The organism is Streptomyces aurantiogriseus (assembly GCF_014649375.1).
Classification (GTDB): domain Bacteria; phylum Actinomycetota; class Actinomycetes; order Streptomycetales; family Streptomycetaceae; genus Streptomyces; species Streptomyces aurantiogriseus.
Genome location: NZ_BMSX01000023.1, coordinates 80,052 through 94,657 on the forward strand (window position 1 = coordinate 80,052; position 14,606 = coordinate 94,657).

The following is a 14,606-nucleotide window of genomic DNA, read 5'->3' on the forward strand; positions in this document are numbered from 1 at the left end:
CTTGGCGTTGGCTCCCTGACGGCGGTCACGATGCGCACCGCCCAATCCCAACGACGCGGTCCACGGCGGCCTGGTCTCACCTTCGAGGACGTGGTGGACCGGCGCGGCCGGACCATGGGCTTCCTGACCATCACCGTCCTTGACAGGGACGGCAGGATCGCTGCGAAGAGCCACGGCACGATGCCGGTCGACGGGTCCTCGCGCTTCCTGGACGACACTCCGGCTTGAGGCGTCCTGTCTCCGGGTCTGAGCCTCCACTGTGGCACTGGGTCTCCTCGTGGGCAGGGGCCACCGGCCCAGGCGGTGTGAGCATCGCGCCGAGATTCATCGTTGTCATATGAGGTGGGCGACGTCTCGATGGAGACCCGTCGCCCCGGGGTGGGTCGGACGACGGAGGTAGTGGCCCGAGCAGGCCGTATGGACTGCAAGAATCGCGCATCCTGGAGACGCCTCGAGTGATCCACTCGAGGAAGCTTCGAAAAATCCCAAGGTTCAAGGGCTTGACGACGATGAACCTGGCGGACATTCTGATCCCGATTCCCAGCCGTAACATCCGGTTTACCGGATTCGGCGTTTTCCTCCGCGCGAAGCCGGCGGTCGCCGGCAGAAGAAGGTCGGCATGACCTCGCTGATCCCCGCCTCGGCACCTCCGTACGAGGACCCCGTCCACGCGGGTCCGACCGATCCCGTCGTCCAGTACGGCGGGAGGCAGTGGTGGACGTTCTACACACCGCGTCACGCCGACGCCGGCCGGACCCGGCGTCTCCTGGGTGCACAGCACCGCGATCGGCGTGGCCACCAGCACCGACGGCCGCGACTGGCTCTACCGCGGGGTGCCGGACAGCCTGGCCTTCGAGCCCGGGACCAATACGTTCTGGGCACCGGGAGATCGTGCGCGGCCCCGACGGGGTGTTCCGTATGTACGTCAGCCACATCACCGGCATACCGGACCGCCGGGAAGGCCACGACCGCAGAATCGTCCACTACACCAGCAGCGACCCGTGGCACTGGCTCCCCCCTGTCATCGACTCCCGCGTCCACCCGCTGCCGGACGGCTCCGGACGGCACATGCGGTACAAGGACGAGGCCCACGGCTCGCACACCTGAGCCAAGGACTCACCCGATCCGTACGGACGGCAGGTGCGGGGCCCGGTCCTGGAGCACCGGCGGCACGTGGGCCCCAACGTCTTCGCGCTGGACGGGCGTTACTGGATGATCGTCGAATGCTGGGACGGCCAGGACGTGTTCCGCGACCTGGGACCTACACCACGGCGAAGTTCGGCGAGGTACCGATGGTGCACCGCTGCCTGACGCCACCGCCGTCATCGACGACAAGACCGGTGTCATCGCCGTCTTCGCGGTCGACCGCAGCCAGACGGGCGCCCTCCCGCTGACCGTCGACCTGCGCGGGGTCGAGGCCCGCGCCGTGACCGAGCACCTGGTCCTGGCCGACAGCGACCCGGACGCCACCAACACCGCCCACCGACGCGACCGGGGCACCCCCCACCCCGCCACCGGCACCACTGTCACCGACGGTGTCCTGCACGCCGAACTCGAGCCCCTGTCCTGGAACATGACCCGGCTGACGAACCAGCTGCACTGACCCCTGCCCCGAAACCTTCCAGCTCCACGCTCGCGAGCCGACCCACCAGCGCCACTCCCACACCCCCTCGCAGCGCGGTACGTCTTCTTCCCGGCCGTCGGTGAACGCTCTGTCAACACACTCCCCCTTCGGTACATAGTGATTAGAGGTACAGATGTCCATGCATCGCCAAGGCAAGATCGCCGCTCTCATCTCGTGTCTGATCACAGCGATGTTCATGTCGCTCGTGTTCGCGGTACCCGCTCACGCCGCCACGACGACGTTGACGACCTACCCCGCGCCTGCGGGTAACCCCCTGAGCACCGACTACACGGTCAAGGTGCGCACCCCGGGCGGAACCTGGACCGACCTGGACGAGTACCAGACCCGGATCGGAGGCCCCTCAAGGGCGACGTGGGCCTCGTTCGTCTACTTCGACACCAACGGTCCCGTCGAAATGTCCGTCACCTACAACCTGGCGGCCGTGTCGACGGTGAAGGTCAAGCCCTCGGCCAGAGGCGTCACACCGGCGATCAGCGGCAACACCGCGACCTTCACGATCTCGGGGCCGATGAAGCTCGTCGTCGATGTGAACGACAACGTCGACCAGGACCTGATGATCTTCGCCAACCCGCTGGAGACCAACGTGCCCAGCGCGTCGGATCCGAACGTCATCTACTACGGCCCCGGGTTCTACGACACCGGCGACATCACCGTCCCGAGCGGCAAGACGCTGTACATCGCCGGCGGAGCCGTGGTCAGGGGCGGCGTCATCGCGAACGACGTCTCCGACGTGACGATCAGGGGGCGCGGCATCCTCTACCGCCCCGACGGCGAGGGGGTCTCGGTCGATCGCTCGACGAACGTGACCGTCGACGGCATCATCGTCAACGGTTACGGCAACCTGAACAACGGTGGTTACGGGGTCGACCTCGGATCCTCGAACAACGTGTCCGTCAACAACGTCAAGCTCCTGGCGTACAGGAAGTGGACCGATGGAGTGGACGCGATGGCGTCCAACAACATCAACATCAACGACTCCTACATCCGCACCGGTGACGACAGCATCGCGATCTACGGCTCGCGTGGCGATGCCGGCTTCGGGTACTTCGGAAGCACGAACGTCTTCAACGTGACCAACTCGATCCTCATGCCGGGCAAAGGGCATCCGGTCAACGTGGGCACACACGGCAATCCGGACGACCCCGACACGATCAGCGGGATCACGATCTCCAACGTGGACATCCTGACGCACAACCCGCTGTCCGCCGTCTCGCCGATGTCTCTCACCGCGAGCGATTCGAACCTCGTGACGGACGTCCTGCTCGCGGACATCCGGTGGGAGGACGTACTCGTCGGCAAGTTCCTGGACGTGATCACCTACAAGAATCCGGGATACGGCTTGTCAGTCGGTCGCGGAATCGACGGCGTCACCGTCAAGAACTTCTCGTACAACGGCAACTTGCAGTACGACAACAGCATCTACGGCAATGACGCGACCCGGATGACCCAGAACGTGGCCTTCGAGAACCTGACGGTCAACGGAAACGTGGTGACGAACGCCGCCGCCGGCCGGTTCGTGATCGGGAACTACACCAGCAACATCACCTTCTCCGCGGGCAGCGGAACCCCGATCCAGAGCGGACACGTCTACAAGATCCAGAACGCCAAGAGCGGCAAGGTGCTCGGCATCACCAACATGTTGAAGACCGACGGCGCCCAGGCGCTGCAGTGGTCGGACAACGGGACAGCCGACCACGAGTGGACCTTCAACCAGCAGAGCAATGGCAACTACGAGCTCACGAACGTGAACTCCGGCAAGGTGCTCGGCATCAACGGCATGTCGACCGCGGACGGCGCGCAGGCCCTGCAGTGGTCGGACAACGGAACCGCCGACCACGAGTGGCAACTGGTGACGTCGGCGAACGGCACCTACAAGCTGCTCAACCGATACAGCTCCAAGGCGCTCGGCATCAAGGACGGATCAACGTCCGAAGGCGCGCTGGCGGTGCAACAGCAGGAGAACGGTAATCTCGACCAGAACTGGAACCTGGTGTTCGTCAGATAACCAGGAAGGCCGATTCGAGCCCATGACGTGCCCACCGGACGCATTCCGCTGCGGTGGGCACGCGTCGTCGCGTCGGAACCTTGTGCCACACCCTCAGATGGAGCGTGGGGTAGGGCTGGCGGCGGGGCCGTCAGGCCGGGCACTGTCGTTGCCGGCGGTGGCGGGGCGGGGGGTGGACTGGGCGTACCAGCTGGCGAGGATGCGCAGCTTTCCGAGGTCGTCGTCGGTCTTGCCGGCGTAGACGAAGAGGATCTGGTCGGGGTCGCCCGGCAGGGAGAGGGCTTCGTAGGTGATGTCGAGGCGGCCGACGACGGGGTGGTTGAACCGCTTGGTGCCCCAGGTGCGTTCGACGACGGTCCGCTCGGCCCACCAGGTCCGGAACTCGGGCGATATCGCACGCAGTTCGGCGACGAACTCGGCGATCTGCGGGTCGTTGGGGTTGCGGCCGGCCTCGGCGCGCAGCACACCGACGACCTCCGAGGTGATCTGCGCCCAGTCGAGGTAGAGGGAGCGGGCGGCGGGATCGAGGAGCATCCATCGCAGCAGGTTGCGCTCATTGGCCGGGCGGTGGTTGAACGGGGTGAACAGCGCGTCGAGGAGGTCGTTGGAGGCCAGGACCTCGTTGCGGCGGCCGAGGACGAAGGCGGGCTGGTCGTGCAGTCCGTTCAGCATGCGCAGCAGATCGGGCCGCACCTGCTGGGGCGGCGCCACTTCCGCGGTGCGGCGGGGCTGGGGGCGCAGCAGGTCGCGCAAATACTGGGTCTCGGCCTGGGTGAGCTGCAGGGCCTCCGCGATGGAGAGGATGACGCCTTCGGAGGCGCTGGTGAGCCGTCCCTGTTCCAGGCGGGTGTAGTAGTCCACGCTGACCCCGGCGAGCTGCGCGACCTCCTCGCGGCGCAGGCCAGGGACTCGCCGGCCCGGATAGTTCGCCAGACCGACCTGGGAGGGGCGCACCGCGTCACGCCGGGCGCGCAGGAACTTCTTGATCTCCTCGGCATTGTTCGCCATAGGGACTAGTGTTCCCCGGCTCGCGGTGTGGATCCACTGGCGTGGGGGGGAAGGTCTTTCCCAGGCAGCAGTGGCCCCCGCAGCTGGCTTGGCCTGCGGCTTCTCGGCGTGCATGAATGGTGGGGCGGCCATCGCGATGACCTGCAAAGGGTCTGCGGCCCGCCTGCTGTGTGCGTGGCACCGGCCGGGGCGGGCGCCGCTTCACCCCGTACACAGCACCCCCGTCGCCGTCACCCCTGGTGGTCGGCGTGGGAGGGGTGCGCCCGTTCTGAGGGAGATCCCCAACGTGACTGTCCAGCAGAAGGTCTGGTTCATCACCGGCTGCTCGACCGGCTTCGGCCGCGCTCTGGCCCAGGAGGTCCTCGCCGCCGGCCACAAGGCGGTCGTCACCGCCCGCGACATCGCTCAGGTCAAGGATCTGGTCGAGAACAACGACCAGGCGCTCGCCCTGCCCCTCGACGTCACCGACGCCGCGCAGGTCAGGGAGGCCGTCGAGGCTGCCGAGCAGCACTTCGGCGGCATCGACGTGCTGGTCAACAACGCCGGTATCGGATACTTCGCCGCCGTGGAGGAGAGCACCGACGACGAGATCCGCCGGATCTTCGACATCAACGTCTTCGGCCTGTCCGACGTCATCCGGGCCGTCCTGCCGGGCATGCGCGCCCGCCGCTCGGGCACGATCGTCAACTTCTCCTCCATCGGGGGACTGCGCGCCTTCCCGGCCGTCGGCTACTACGCAGCCACCAAGTTCGCCGTCGAGGGCCTGACCGACGCCCTGCGCCAGGAGGTCGCCCCGCTGGGCATCACCACGCTGCTCGTCGAGCCCGGCCCCTTCCGCACCGACTGGGCCGGCCGTTCCGCCAACGAGACGCTGCCCGAGCGGGAGATCGCCGACTACGCCGACACGGTCGGCGCGGCGCGTGCCGGGTTCCGCGCGGACACCGGCAGGGAGCCCGGCGACCCCCACGCCGCCGCCCGGGCGATCATCACCGCCCTCGCCGCCGACACCCACCCCCAGCGCCTGCTGCTGGGCGCCCCGGCATACAGCATGGCAATCGAGCAGCTGGAATCGATGCTCGCCGAGATCCGCGCGAACGAGGCACTGACGAAGTCGGCCGACTTCGCCTGACCTCGCGCCAGGCGCCGCCGGCCGGTGACGACGCCGTACCACGGCCTGTCATCGGCCGGTGGCGGCCCGGCAGTCGCGCTGCCGCACCCCGCACGGTGATCCCTCGTGGCGTGTGCGACGGACCCGCCGCGTCTTCTTCAGCACTCCCGGCCCCTGCACACGACAGTGAAGGAGATGGAGGCGCTATTCACCGGCCCCCACTCCGACGCGGCATGGTCGGCGCCGGACTGCCGCACCGCTTGACCCGAGCGTCCGCCCCGCGGCGGCCGGCCCTCAGCCGGCGGCGGCCCCGCAGCCTCATCCACCGCCCGCACGCGTACGACGAAAGGTGCTCCAGGATGAATACGTACTCCGCCGCAGCCACCGGCACCGGCACCGGCACCGGCACCGACGACGGCAGTGTCCAGATCCGTCACGGACGTGCCTGGATCGACCAGGAAGCCGGAGTCCGTATCGGCTACACCCTCGCCGAGCTCTCCTCCCGGCCCGACGGACAGGTGCCGAAGACGGCGGTGCTCATCCACGGCGCCCCGCAGACCCGGCATGCCTGGCGCAAGGTCCTCGCCCCGCTCGCGCAGGCCGGCTACCGCGTCATCGCCCCCGACTACCGCGGCGCCGGCACGTCGACCAAGCCCCGCGACGGCTACGACAAGTGGACGATGGCCGCCGACCTGCACACCCTCGTCCACGACCATCTCGGCGTCCAGGGGCCCGTCTCAGTCGTAGGCCACGACCTCGGCTCGATGCTGGCGTTCGGCTATGCCCTGCGCTACCGCGACGACGTGGTCAGCCTCACCACCATGGAGGCGCCGTTGCCCGGCACGGACTACTACGAGCAGCGCAAGGTCGCCAAGAGCGCCTGGCACTTCGACTTCCACGCCCACCCCGACATCGCCGTCCACCTCACCCACGGCCGGGAACGCTGGTACATCACCCGGTTCTTCGACGACCTGACCTACCAGCCCGACGCGATCACAGACGCCGACATCGACGTCTACGCGCGCGCCTTCCAGGCGCCCGGGGCGATGCGCGCCCTGTGCGAGATCTACCGGGAACTCGACCACGACGCCCAGATCCACCGCGACGCCATCGCCTCCCACGGCAAGCTCACCGTCCCCGTCCTCGCCTCCGGCGGCGCCACCCAGGCACTGGCCGCCAACTACCAGGCCATGTGCGAAGAGATCGCCGACCACGTCACCGGCCACCTCGTCGAGGAGGCCGGCCACTGGGTGCCCGAGGAGAACCCCGAGGGCTTCCTGCACATGTTCCTCGACTTCGACACCCGCGCACGCACCGCCTGAACACCGCTTCGCAGAAGGAGTGAGCCACCGTGACAGACCGCCACGACAACCACCTCCAGGGCCGCGTCAGCGTCATCACCGGCGCCTCCTCCGGCATCGGCGCGGCCACCGCCCGGGCCCTGGCCGCGCGCGGCGCCCGCGTCGTCCTCGCCGCCCGCAACGCCGACAAGCTCAACACCCTGGTCACCGAGATCCGCGACGCCGGCGGCGCCGCGACCGCCCGCATCACCGACGTCGCCCGCCTCGACGACGTCGAGGGCCTGATCGAGTTCGCCGCCGGCGAGTACGGCCCCGTCGACCACCTGGTCAACAACGCCGGCCTGATGCTCTTCTCCAAGTGGTCCGACCGTGCCGTCGCCGACTGGGACAAGATGATCGACACCAACCTCCGCGGCTACCTGCACGCCATCAGCGCCGTCCTGCCCGGCATGATCGCCCGCCGGTCCGGCCACATCCTCAACCTCAGTTCGGTGGCCGGCATCCGCGTCGGCGACGCCAGCGGCGTCTACAGCGCCACCAAGTTCTTCATCCGCGGCATCACCGACAGCCTTCGCCAGGAAGTCGGCATCACGCACGGCATCCAGGTCTCCATGATCAGCCCCGGCGTCATCGACACCGGCTGGGCCGACAAGGTCACCGACACCGAGGGCAGGCAGATCGCCCAGAACCTCAACGAGGGCGCCATCCACCCCGACCGCGTGGCCGACGCCGTCGCCTACGCCCTCGACCAGCCCGCCGACGTCACCGTCAACGACATCGTCATCCACCCCACCCGCCAGGACTGGTAGACCAACCCCCAGCCCCACACAGAAACGGAGCACCTCGCATGACCAGCACCGCCTCCCACCGCCCGCTCGCCCTGGTGACCGGGGCCTCCGCGGGCATCGGCTACGAACTCGCGAAGCTATTCGCCATCAACGGCTTCGACCTGATCGCCACCGGCCGCAGCGAGCACACCGACCAGGCGGCGGCCGACCTCGCACGGCACGGCGTCCACGTCACACCCGTACGCGCCGACCTCTCCCAGAGCGAGGGCGTCGAGACGGTGTGGCGGGCGGTGGAGGAGGCCGGACGGCCGCTGGATGCCGCGGTCCTCAACGCCGGCCGCAGCATCGGCGGCGCCTTCCTCGACACCGACCTCGACGACGAGCTCTCCCTGATCCAGCTGAACGTGGCCTCCGTCGTCCACCTGGCCAAGCACGTCGCCCGGCACATGGCCGGCAACGGCCGCGGCCGGATCCTGATCACCTCGTCGCTGTCGGCGACCCTGCCCACCCCCTACGAGACCGTCTATGGGCCCTCCCGCGCCTTCACCCGCATGTTCGCCCTCGGGCTGCGCGAGGAACTCAAGGAGCACGGCGTGAGCGTCACGTGCCTCATGCCCGGCGCCACCGACAGCAACTTCCACTCCCGCGCCGGCATGCACAACACCGCCTTCGGCCCCGGCATGAAGAAGAACAGCCGCAAGGCCGTCGCCCGCCAGGGCTTCCTCGCGCTGATGAAGGGGCGTGCCGAGGTCGTCGGCGGCGACGCCGCCACCAAGCGCACCGCCGTCGAACACCGCTTCCTGCCCGAGACCTACAAGGCCGCCCGCCACGCCACCAAGGCAAAGCCGCGCCCTGAACAGTAGAGGGGCCATGAAGCCCGGGCCTGGAATGTCACGAGCCGACTCCGGCTCCCTCCCGCTGCAGCGCCCTGCCCTCCACACCTGGTGGTGTGCGAACCACCCAGGATCCGAACCAACAGGCCCCGCCCGTCCACGCCCTCGGCGCCCGGGGCTGGGGGCGGCCCGCTGCCGCGTACCGTCGTCAAGCTCCTCGGTGTACCGCTCACCACGTACGGAGTCCCCTCCGAGACGATGGACGAGGCGCCGGTCTACTTGAGCGCGCCGGCGCCGAGGCCGTTCACGATGTTCCGCTGCGCGAGCAGATAGAACACGATCACGGGCACGACCGAGATCACGGTCGCGGCGAGCAGAACCTGCTGTTGCGGTGTCTCAGCCGAGTTGAAGCTCGTCAGTCCGCGCTGGATGGGCATGAGTCCGTTGTCGTCGAAGAGGACCAGGGCCATGAGGTACTCGTTCCAGGCGTGCAAGCCCTGGATCACGGCGACGGCGGCGAGGCCGGGACGGGCCAGGGGAAGGATGATGCTCGCGAAGATCCTGAGCGGTGACGCGCCGTCCAGTGCCGCCGACTCCTCCAGTTCCCTGGGCTGGCTGACGAAGAAGCTCCGCATGATCAGCGTCGCCATCGGGATCCCGGAGGTGATCAGGATGAGGATGTAGCCGAGTCGGCTGTTGGTCAGTTGGAGGTCGAGGAGCAGTCGGTACTGGGCGAGGAACATCGCCGGAGCGGGGATGATCATGACCGCGAGAATCACGAAGGTGATGAAGCCCTTGCCCCAGAACTCCACCCGGGCCAGGACGTATCCGGCCATGCTGGACACGACGAGGATGCCCAGCACGGCGGTCAGCGTGTAGAAGACGCTGTTGGAGAGGTACGTACCGAGGTCGCCGTCGGTCCAGGCGGTGACGTAGTTCTGCCAGTGCGGCACGTTCGGCAGGAAATGGTCACCGGACAGCAGTTCGTCCTGTGTCTGGAGCGATCCGGACAGCATCCACAGGAGCGGGAAGAGCGCGGTCAGTGCCGCGGCGACGAGCAGGCCGTACAGGCCCACCCGCTCGGGCCGTATGCGCCGGCGGCGCGGCGGCTCTGGAGAGCGGTCGTGGAGGGGGTTTCCGGGTGGGGCTTCGGCCGCACCATTCTTCTGGGTGCCTGCGAGCGACGTCACCATGTCTGCCCGGTCACCTGCTTTCGTCGTCACTTGTCGGCCCGCCGTCGCGCGATGGTGAGCTGGATGAAGGAGAGCACCACGAGGGCACCGCCGAAGAGCACCGACATCGCCGCCGCGCTGCCGTAGCGGTTGTTGGTGAAGGCCTCCTCGTAGATGAGGAGGGTGGGCACCAGGGTGTGCGAGCCGGGGCCGCCGTTGGTGAGGACCTGGACGGTGCCGAAGATCTGCAGGGCCGCGAGGAGGGTCAGCAGGCTGACGATCGTGGTCACGGGCGCGAGTTGCGGCCAGGTGATGTACCGGAACTTGGCCCAGGCGCGCGCGCCGTCGAGTTCTGCGGCCTCGTACAGCTCCTCCGGGATGTCCTGCAGACCGGCGAGGAAGAGGAGGAACCCGAAACCCCAGTGGAACCAGATGAAGACCGCGGCGACGGACGGCAGGGCGAACGTCGGGTCTCCGAGCCAGTTCTGCTGCAGCGACTCCAGGCCGACCGTGTCGAGCAGCCGGTTGAGGACCCCCGTCCGGGGTTCGAACATGAACAGGAAGATCACGCCGACGACCACGACGGAGAGGATGCCCGGCAGGTAGAAGACGGTGCGGAAGAAGGTCCGCAGGCGCCGGATCCGGTTCACCGCGATGGCCATGCCCAGGGAGACCGCGTTCCCCAGGAAGAAGCCGACCACGCCGAATACGGCGACGTTCTTCATCGACGCCCAGAACTCGTCGTCCTTGAAGACGAACTCGTAGTTCTGCAGGCCCACCCAGGGAGTGTCCAGGCTGATCCCGTCCCAGGACTGGAAGCTCAGCGTGATCGCGTTGACGAACGGCGTGATCGTGAACACGCCGATGAGCACGATCGCGGGGGCGAGGAACGTCAGTGCCATGAGGTTGCGGCGCAGGGTGCGTCGGTCGCGGACGCGCGCCGTCAACGACGCCATCAGCCGCGGTCCTGCGCCGACTGGAGGTCGTCGAGGACCTGGTCGACGGTCTTCTCGCCAAGCACCAGGCTCTGGGTGTCACGGGTGAGCGCCGCGTTGACGTCGGGGGTGAGGCTGTTGGTCACCTTCTGCTGGTTCTTGGTGGCCTCGACGTAGCCGGTGAGCTGCGCGGGAACACTGCCGTCGGCCAGGACCTTCTGGCTCGTCGGTACGATGCGGGCCTGCTCGGCGAACGCCTTCTGCTGCTCCGGCATCGTCAGCCACTTGACGAAGGCCAGGGCTTCCTTGGGGTGCTTGCCGCGGGGGTTGACGACGGCGCCCTTGCCGGGGACGCCGGGGGACCGCGGTGTCTGCGTGGCGTCCGAGGCGGCGGGCAGTGGCATCGAGGCGTAGTCGGTGTAGTCGGGGGCCGTGCGCTTGCCCACCGAGACGCCTGCGGAGGCGTCGAAGATGGCGCCGACCTCACGCTTGTTGAAGAAGGACGTCTCGACACCGGAGTTGTCGCCCTGGCCGCCGGGGAGCGCTCCGTTGGATATGAGCCCGGCGTCCTTCAGATCGACGAGGAGCTGGAACGCCTTGCGCCAGCCGTCCGCCTTCCAGCTCGCCTTGCCGGCGAAGGTGTCCGAGATCTGCTGGTCGGTCAGCCAGTTGGAGGCGAACTCCTGGATCAACGCCGGGGTGAGCGAAGCGGCAACCGCGAAGTTGCCCTTGCCGTCCTTGTTGGACGCCTTCAGCGCGGTGACGAGGTCGTCCATGGTCTTCGGCGGCGTCTTCGGGTCGATCTTGGTCCTCGCGGGGTCGTAGATCAGGCCGTAGGACTGCGTCTCCCAGTGGGCCGAGTAGATGCCCGGCGGGACACCGAGGTTGTTGTCCTTGGTGAACGCCGACTGCTCGACGACCCCCGGAGCGAACTCCTCGCCCCACGCCCCCTTGAGTTCGGGCTCGAGGTTCATGGCCCAGCCAGCCTTGTAGAACGGGGCCATGTCGACGGCGAGGAACGACGAGTACACGTCGGGCATGTTGCGGGACTGCGCCTTGGCCTGGAGCTTCGCCAGGTAGTCCGCCGGACCGGGGGACTCGATCTTGATGGCGATCCCCGTCTGCTTCGTGTACTGCTTCGCGAGCGCGGTGAGAGCGGCCTCCTGACCACGCGACTGGTTCATGAAGGTCAGCTCGACCTTGCCGCCGTCGGACCCGGTGTCGCTGCCCGACCCGCACCCCTGGAGGAGGAGCGACGCGGCGATGCTCAGCGATCCGGCCGTCCAGACGAAGGAGCGGCGACTCATGGGCCGGGAAACGGGCTGAGCGGTGGGGTTCTTGCGCATGGCTATCACCTTTGATTCGTGCGCTGTTGACAGATGGGGAGGCTGTGCTGTGGTGCTTGATGTGTGTGGGGGAAGTCGGTGGCCGACGCCGTGGTCAGGACCGGGCCGTCCAGGTGGTCCGGATCAGGCGGTCACCGGGCTGTCGTCCGAAACCCTCGGCCGCGATGGTCCAGCCCTCGGGAGGCTTCGCTCCGCCCTCCACGGCGGCCGCGATGTGGGCGACCGCGGCGAGCAGTCCCCCGTTCGCCGGGAGGTAGAGGGTGAGGAAGCCCGGCATCTGGGGGTTGTGGCCGTTGGTCAGGAACTGGTTCTTGGGTGAGGGGAACAGCAGCGCGTCCAACGCGCGGCCCACGTCGCCGAGGCGTGCGGCCGTCATCGCCATGACCGGGTAGTCCCAGCCCCAACTGGTGTGGAAATCCCAGTGGTTCCACACCGCGTCGAGGGTCGCGCCCATGACGTCGGGGTCCACGATCCCGGTGTCGGGCAGCCAGCCGAGCGCCATCAGCATCGACGGATGGTCCCTGCGCACCAGGTACGGCGGCGTCGCGAGTGCGGCGTACGTGCCGTCCGGCAGGACCAGTGGTCGGCGCATGCCGCGCGCGACACGTTCCCAGTCGTCGCGGAGCGGGAGCCCGAGCCGGCGCCGCCACGCGTTCGCGACGTCGAGGGCCCAGGACCAGTAGACGAGTTCGAAGGTCGGGTCGGTGTTGGTGAGGCGGTCGGCGAGGTAGCTCTCCTGTGCGGGGATGAGCGGTGGCGGCAGCGTGAAGGCACCATCGCGTTCCTCGACGAAGTCGGCCATGAAGTCGGCGGTCGCCTCGACCAGCGGATAGTGCTCCCGGAGGAACTCGGTCGATCGGCCTTCCTCGTGCAGCAGTTCCAGCAGATGGATCACGTGAGGCTGCTGCCAGATCAGGAAGACGCCTATGTGGCTGGGCGACTCACGTGCCGAGTTGTCGGTCTGTTTCGGCCAGCGCGCGCCACGGTAGCCCTGACGCTTGGCGGTGGCTCGTGCGGCGGCGAGGGCGTCGTGGTACCAGCCGAGGCTGCGTTCCAGCAGTTCGCCGCGACCCCACAGCGCGAAGTGTGCCGCGTGCCACCAGTGCATCTCCAGATGGAACTTGCCCGTCCACGTGTTGTAGGTCAGACCGGTCTCCGCGGGCGGTGTGGCGCCGGCTCCGTTGACCGCCGTCAGGTACTGCGACAGCACGACGCGACGTTCCAACTCCTCGGCCCGCTCATCGGCGCTGCCTTCAAAGCTCACTGCGGCGCCACCGAGCCAGTGGTTCTCCCACCATCGCGCGGAGGTCTCCTGGACGGACGCGAAGTCTGACGCGGTCACGTCGGCGTCGGCGCTCGACGGCCTGTACGCGGGCGTCGGGGAGGCAGCGCGCTCCTTGGGCCGGAGGGTGACCACCACGTCGAGTTCCGGCTGATCGGTCGTCACAAGGGCGCGACCGCCGCCGTCGTACCGGGAGAGGTGACCCGTCGTCTCGATCTCGACGGAGTACGCCGAAGACTCGACGAAGCGATGTGCTTCCCAGCGTCCCGGGCTCAGCTGTGTCCACCCGACGTGTTCGTCGAGCGGCAGCTCGAAAGGCGCGAGGTCGTCGGGCTGTGGATCGAAGCACCAGGCGACGCCGAGGCCCCGCGCCAGCAGCGGGGACCGCAGACGCACCGCGAAGCGATGGATGACGGGGTGCGCCACGGTCGTCACCGCCACGGGGACGCCGTCGAGCCGGTATGTGGCGTGCACGGTCCCGGTCCACAGGTCGAGCTCTGTGCGGGCGTCCGTGAGCCGGTGCGGATCGTCCAGCCGGGGCCCGTCGGGCGTCGCGCCGAGCGCGAGGCGCCCGAGGTGCATCCGGCGGGGGTTGAAGGCGAACCAGGAACCGGCCGCGAACTCGTCCGGGATCGGGTCGCCGGCGCGGTGCAGTCTCTTGCGGTCGAGGTAGGTCACCCTGCCACGCGGCGTCTCGTACGAGGTCGTCGCCTCGTGGGCGAGGAACGCGCGCTCGGTGCGGGTGCGGTACCACCCCCAGGTCGACTGGGTGCGCAGAGGTATCTGGTGGTCGTCGCGGTCGAACGGGCGCGGCAGGTGCGCGGGCAGGCCGGCCTCGCCGTCGTCGACGACGCGCCGCGGATCCGGGCGCAGTTCGTGGAACTCCGGGAAGGTCTGCAGGCCCGACAGGTCGACCGTCATCGCGATGTCGCCGTTGCCGACGGTGAGGACGTCGGTGGGGTGCGGCGCTGTCAGAACGGGGTTGTACCGGCGGACGAGTTGGCGTCGATCGAGCGTCACGTGGGGACTCCCTCACGTGAGCCGGCCGACGGGGTCATGACGCCGCGACGGAACACCGGCGAGCCGGGGGTGAGCTGGGCGGACATACGTGCTTCCTTCATGTGCTGACGGCGCGCGAGGGTGTTCGCGGGGCGCGGAGTTGTGGCCCTCCCCCGCGGGACGC

Annotated in this window: 13 protein-coding genes; 8 read left to right on the forward strand and 5 right to left on the reverse strand. The window is 68.4% G+C overall.

Going from position 1 to position 14,606, the window contains the following annotated elements; translation table 11 throughout:
• The first annotated feature begins 30 nt into the window (after positions 1 to 30).
• The 4 genes from IE263_RS37385 to IE263_RS37400 all read left to right on the forward strand — a co-directional run bounded on the left by IE263_RS37385 (position 31) and on the right by IE263_RS37400 (position 3,650).
• On the forward strand, positions 31 to 228 hold the full coding sequence (locus IE263_RS37385; protein ID WP_229911376.1) for a hotdog fold domain-containing protein: 198 nt from the start codon (positions 31 to 33) through the stop codon (positions 226 to 228).
• A 663-nt stretch (positions 229 to 891) separates the two neighbouring features.
• Entirely contained in the window at positions 892 to 1,107 is a 216-nt protein-coding gene (locus IE263_RS37390; RefSeq protein WP_189942527.1) for a glycoside hydrolase family protein, read from the forward strand.
• A 238-nt stretch (positions 1,108 to 1,345) separates the two neighbouring features.
• The gene (locus IE263_RS37395; RefSeq protein ID WP_229911385.1) at positions 1,346 to 1,603 is read left to right on the forward strand and encodes an alpha-L-arabinofuranosidase C-terminal domain-containing protein; all 258 of its coding nucleotides are present in this window, start codon (positions 1,346 to 1,348) and stop codon (positions 1,601 to 1,603) included.
• Positions 1,604 to 1,763: 160 nt separating this feature from the next.
• Complete coding sequence (locus IE263_RS37400; protein WP_189942528.1) at positions 1,764 to 3,650, forward strand: RICIN domain-containing protein; 1,887 nt, start codon at positions 1,764 to 1,766, stop codon at positions 3,648 to 3,650.
• 93 nt (positions 3,651 to 3,743) lie between these two features.
• Here the strand turns inward: IE263_RS37400 and IE263_RS37405 are convergent, their stop codons facing one another.
• Entirely contained in the window at positions 3,744 to 4,658 is a 915-nt protein-coding gene (locus IE263_RS37405) for a helix-turn-helix transcriptional regulator (RefSeq protein WP_189942529.1), read from the reverse strand.
• 286 nt (positions 4,659 to 4,944) lie between these two features.
• On the opposite strand from IE263_RS37405, the gene IE263_RS37410 reads away from it, so the two are divergent.
• The 4 genes from IE263_RS37410 (at position 4,945) to IE263_RS37425 (ending at position 8,718) form a co-directional block, all read left to right on the forward strand.
• A complete protein-coding gene (locus tag IE263_RS37410; RefSeq protein ID WP_189942530.1) occupies positions 4,945 to 5,787 on the forward strand; it encodes an oxidoreductase in 843 nt (280 codons plus the stop codon).
• Positions 5,788 to 6,125: 338 nt separating this feature from the next.
• Entirely contained in the window at positions 6,126 to 7,088 is a 963-nt protein-coding gene (locus IE263_RS37415) for an alpha/beta fold hydrolase (RefSeq protein WP_189942531.1), read from the forward strand.
• Positions 7,089 to 7,117: 29 nt separating this feature from the next.
• Positions 7,118 to 7,876, forward strand: coding sequence for an SDR family oxidoreductase (locus IE263_RS37420; protein WP_189942532.1), 759 nt, complete (start codon positions 7,118 to 7,120; stop codon positions 7,874 to 7,876).
• Between the two features lie 38 nt (positions 7,877 to 7,914).
• Positions 7,915 to 8,718, forward strand: coding sequence for an SDR family NAD(P)-dependent oxidoreductase (locus IE263_RS37425; RefSeq protein WP_189942533.1), 804 nt, complete (start codon positions 7,915 to 7,917; stop codon positions 8,716 to 8,718).
• Positions 8,719 to 8,963: 245 nt separating this feature from the next.
• Here the strand turns inward: IE263_RS37425 and IE263_RS37430 are convergent, their stop codons facing one another.
• From IE263_RS37430 to IE263_RS37445, 4 genes are all read right to left on the reverse strand, one after another.
• Entirely contained in the window at positions 8,964 to 9,881 is a 918-nt protein-coding gene (locus IE263_RS37430; protein ID WP_189942534.1) for a carbohydrate ABC transporter permease, read from the reverse strand.
• A gap of 26 nt (positions 9,882 to 9,907) precedes the next feature.
• Positions 9,908 to 10,816 carry a carbohydrate ABC transporter permease gene (locus tag IE263_RS37435; protein WP_189942535.1) on the reverse strand — a complete coding sequence of 303 codons (909 nt, stop codon included), beginning with the start codon at positions 10,814 to 10,816 and terminating at the stop codon, positions 9,908 to 9,910.
• Positions 10,816 to 12,141, reverse strand: a complete 1,326-nt coding sequence (locus IE263_RS37440) for an ABC transporter substrate-binding protein (protein ID WP_189942536.1) — start codon at positions 12,139 to 12,141, stop codon at positions 10,816 to 10,818. The genes IE263_RS37435 and IE263_RS37440 overlap by 1 nt, the downstream gene beginning before the upstream one ends.
• A gap of 94 nt (positions 12,142 to 12,235) precedes the next feature.
• Entirely contained in the window at positions 12,236 to 14,443 is a 2,208-nt protein-coding gene (locus IE263_RS37445) for a hypothetical protein (RefSeq protein ID WP_189942537.1), read from the reverse strand.
• Between the last annotated feature and the right edge of the window lie 163 nt (positions 14,444 to 14,606).

Coding starts and splice junctions, on each gene's coding strand:
- IE263_RS37415 (WP_189942531.1), top strand. CDS start 6,126: ATGAATACGTACTCCGCCGCAGCCACCGGCACCGGCACCGGCACCGGC.
- IE263_RS37440 (WP_189942536.1), bottom strand. CDS start 12,141: ATGCGCAAGAACCCCACCGCTCAGCCCGTTTCCCGGCCCATGAGTCGC.
- IE263_RS37405 (WP_189942529.1), bottom strand. CDS start 4,658: ATGGCGAACAATGCCGAGGAGATCAAGAAGTTCCTGCGCGCCCGGCGT.
- IE263_RS37425 (WP_189942533.1), top strand. CDS start 7,915: ATGACCAGCACCGCCTCCCACCGCCCGCTCGCCCTGGTGACCGGGGCC.
- IE263_RS37435 (WP_189942535.1), bottom strand. CDS start 10,816: ATGGCGTCGTTGACGGCGCGCGTCCGCGACCGACGCACCCTGCGCCGC.
- IE263_RS37385 (WP_229911376.1), top strand. CDS start 31: ATGCGCACCGCCCAATCCCAACGACGCGGTCCACGGCGGCCTGGTCTC.
- IE263_RS37430 (WP_189942534.1), bottom strand. CDS start 9,881: ATGGTGACGTCGCTCGCAGGCACCCAGAAGAATGGTGCGGCCGAAGCC.
- IE263_RS37400 (WP_189942528.1), top strand. CDS start 1,764: ATGCATCGCCAAGGCAAGATCGCCGCTCTCATCTCGTGTCTGATCACA.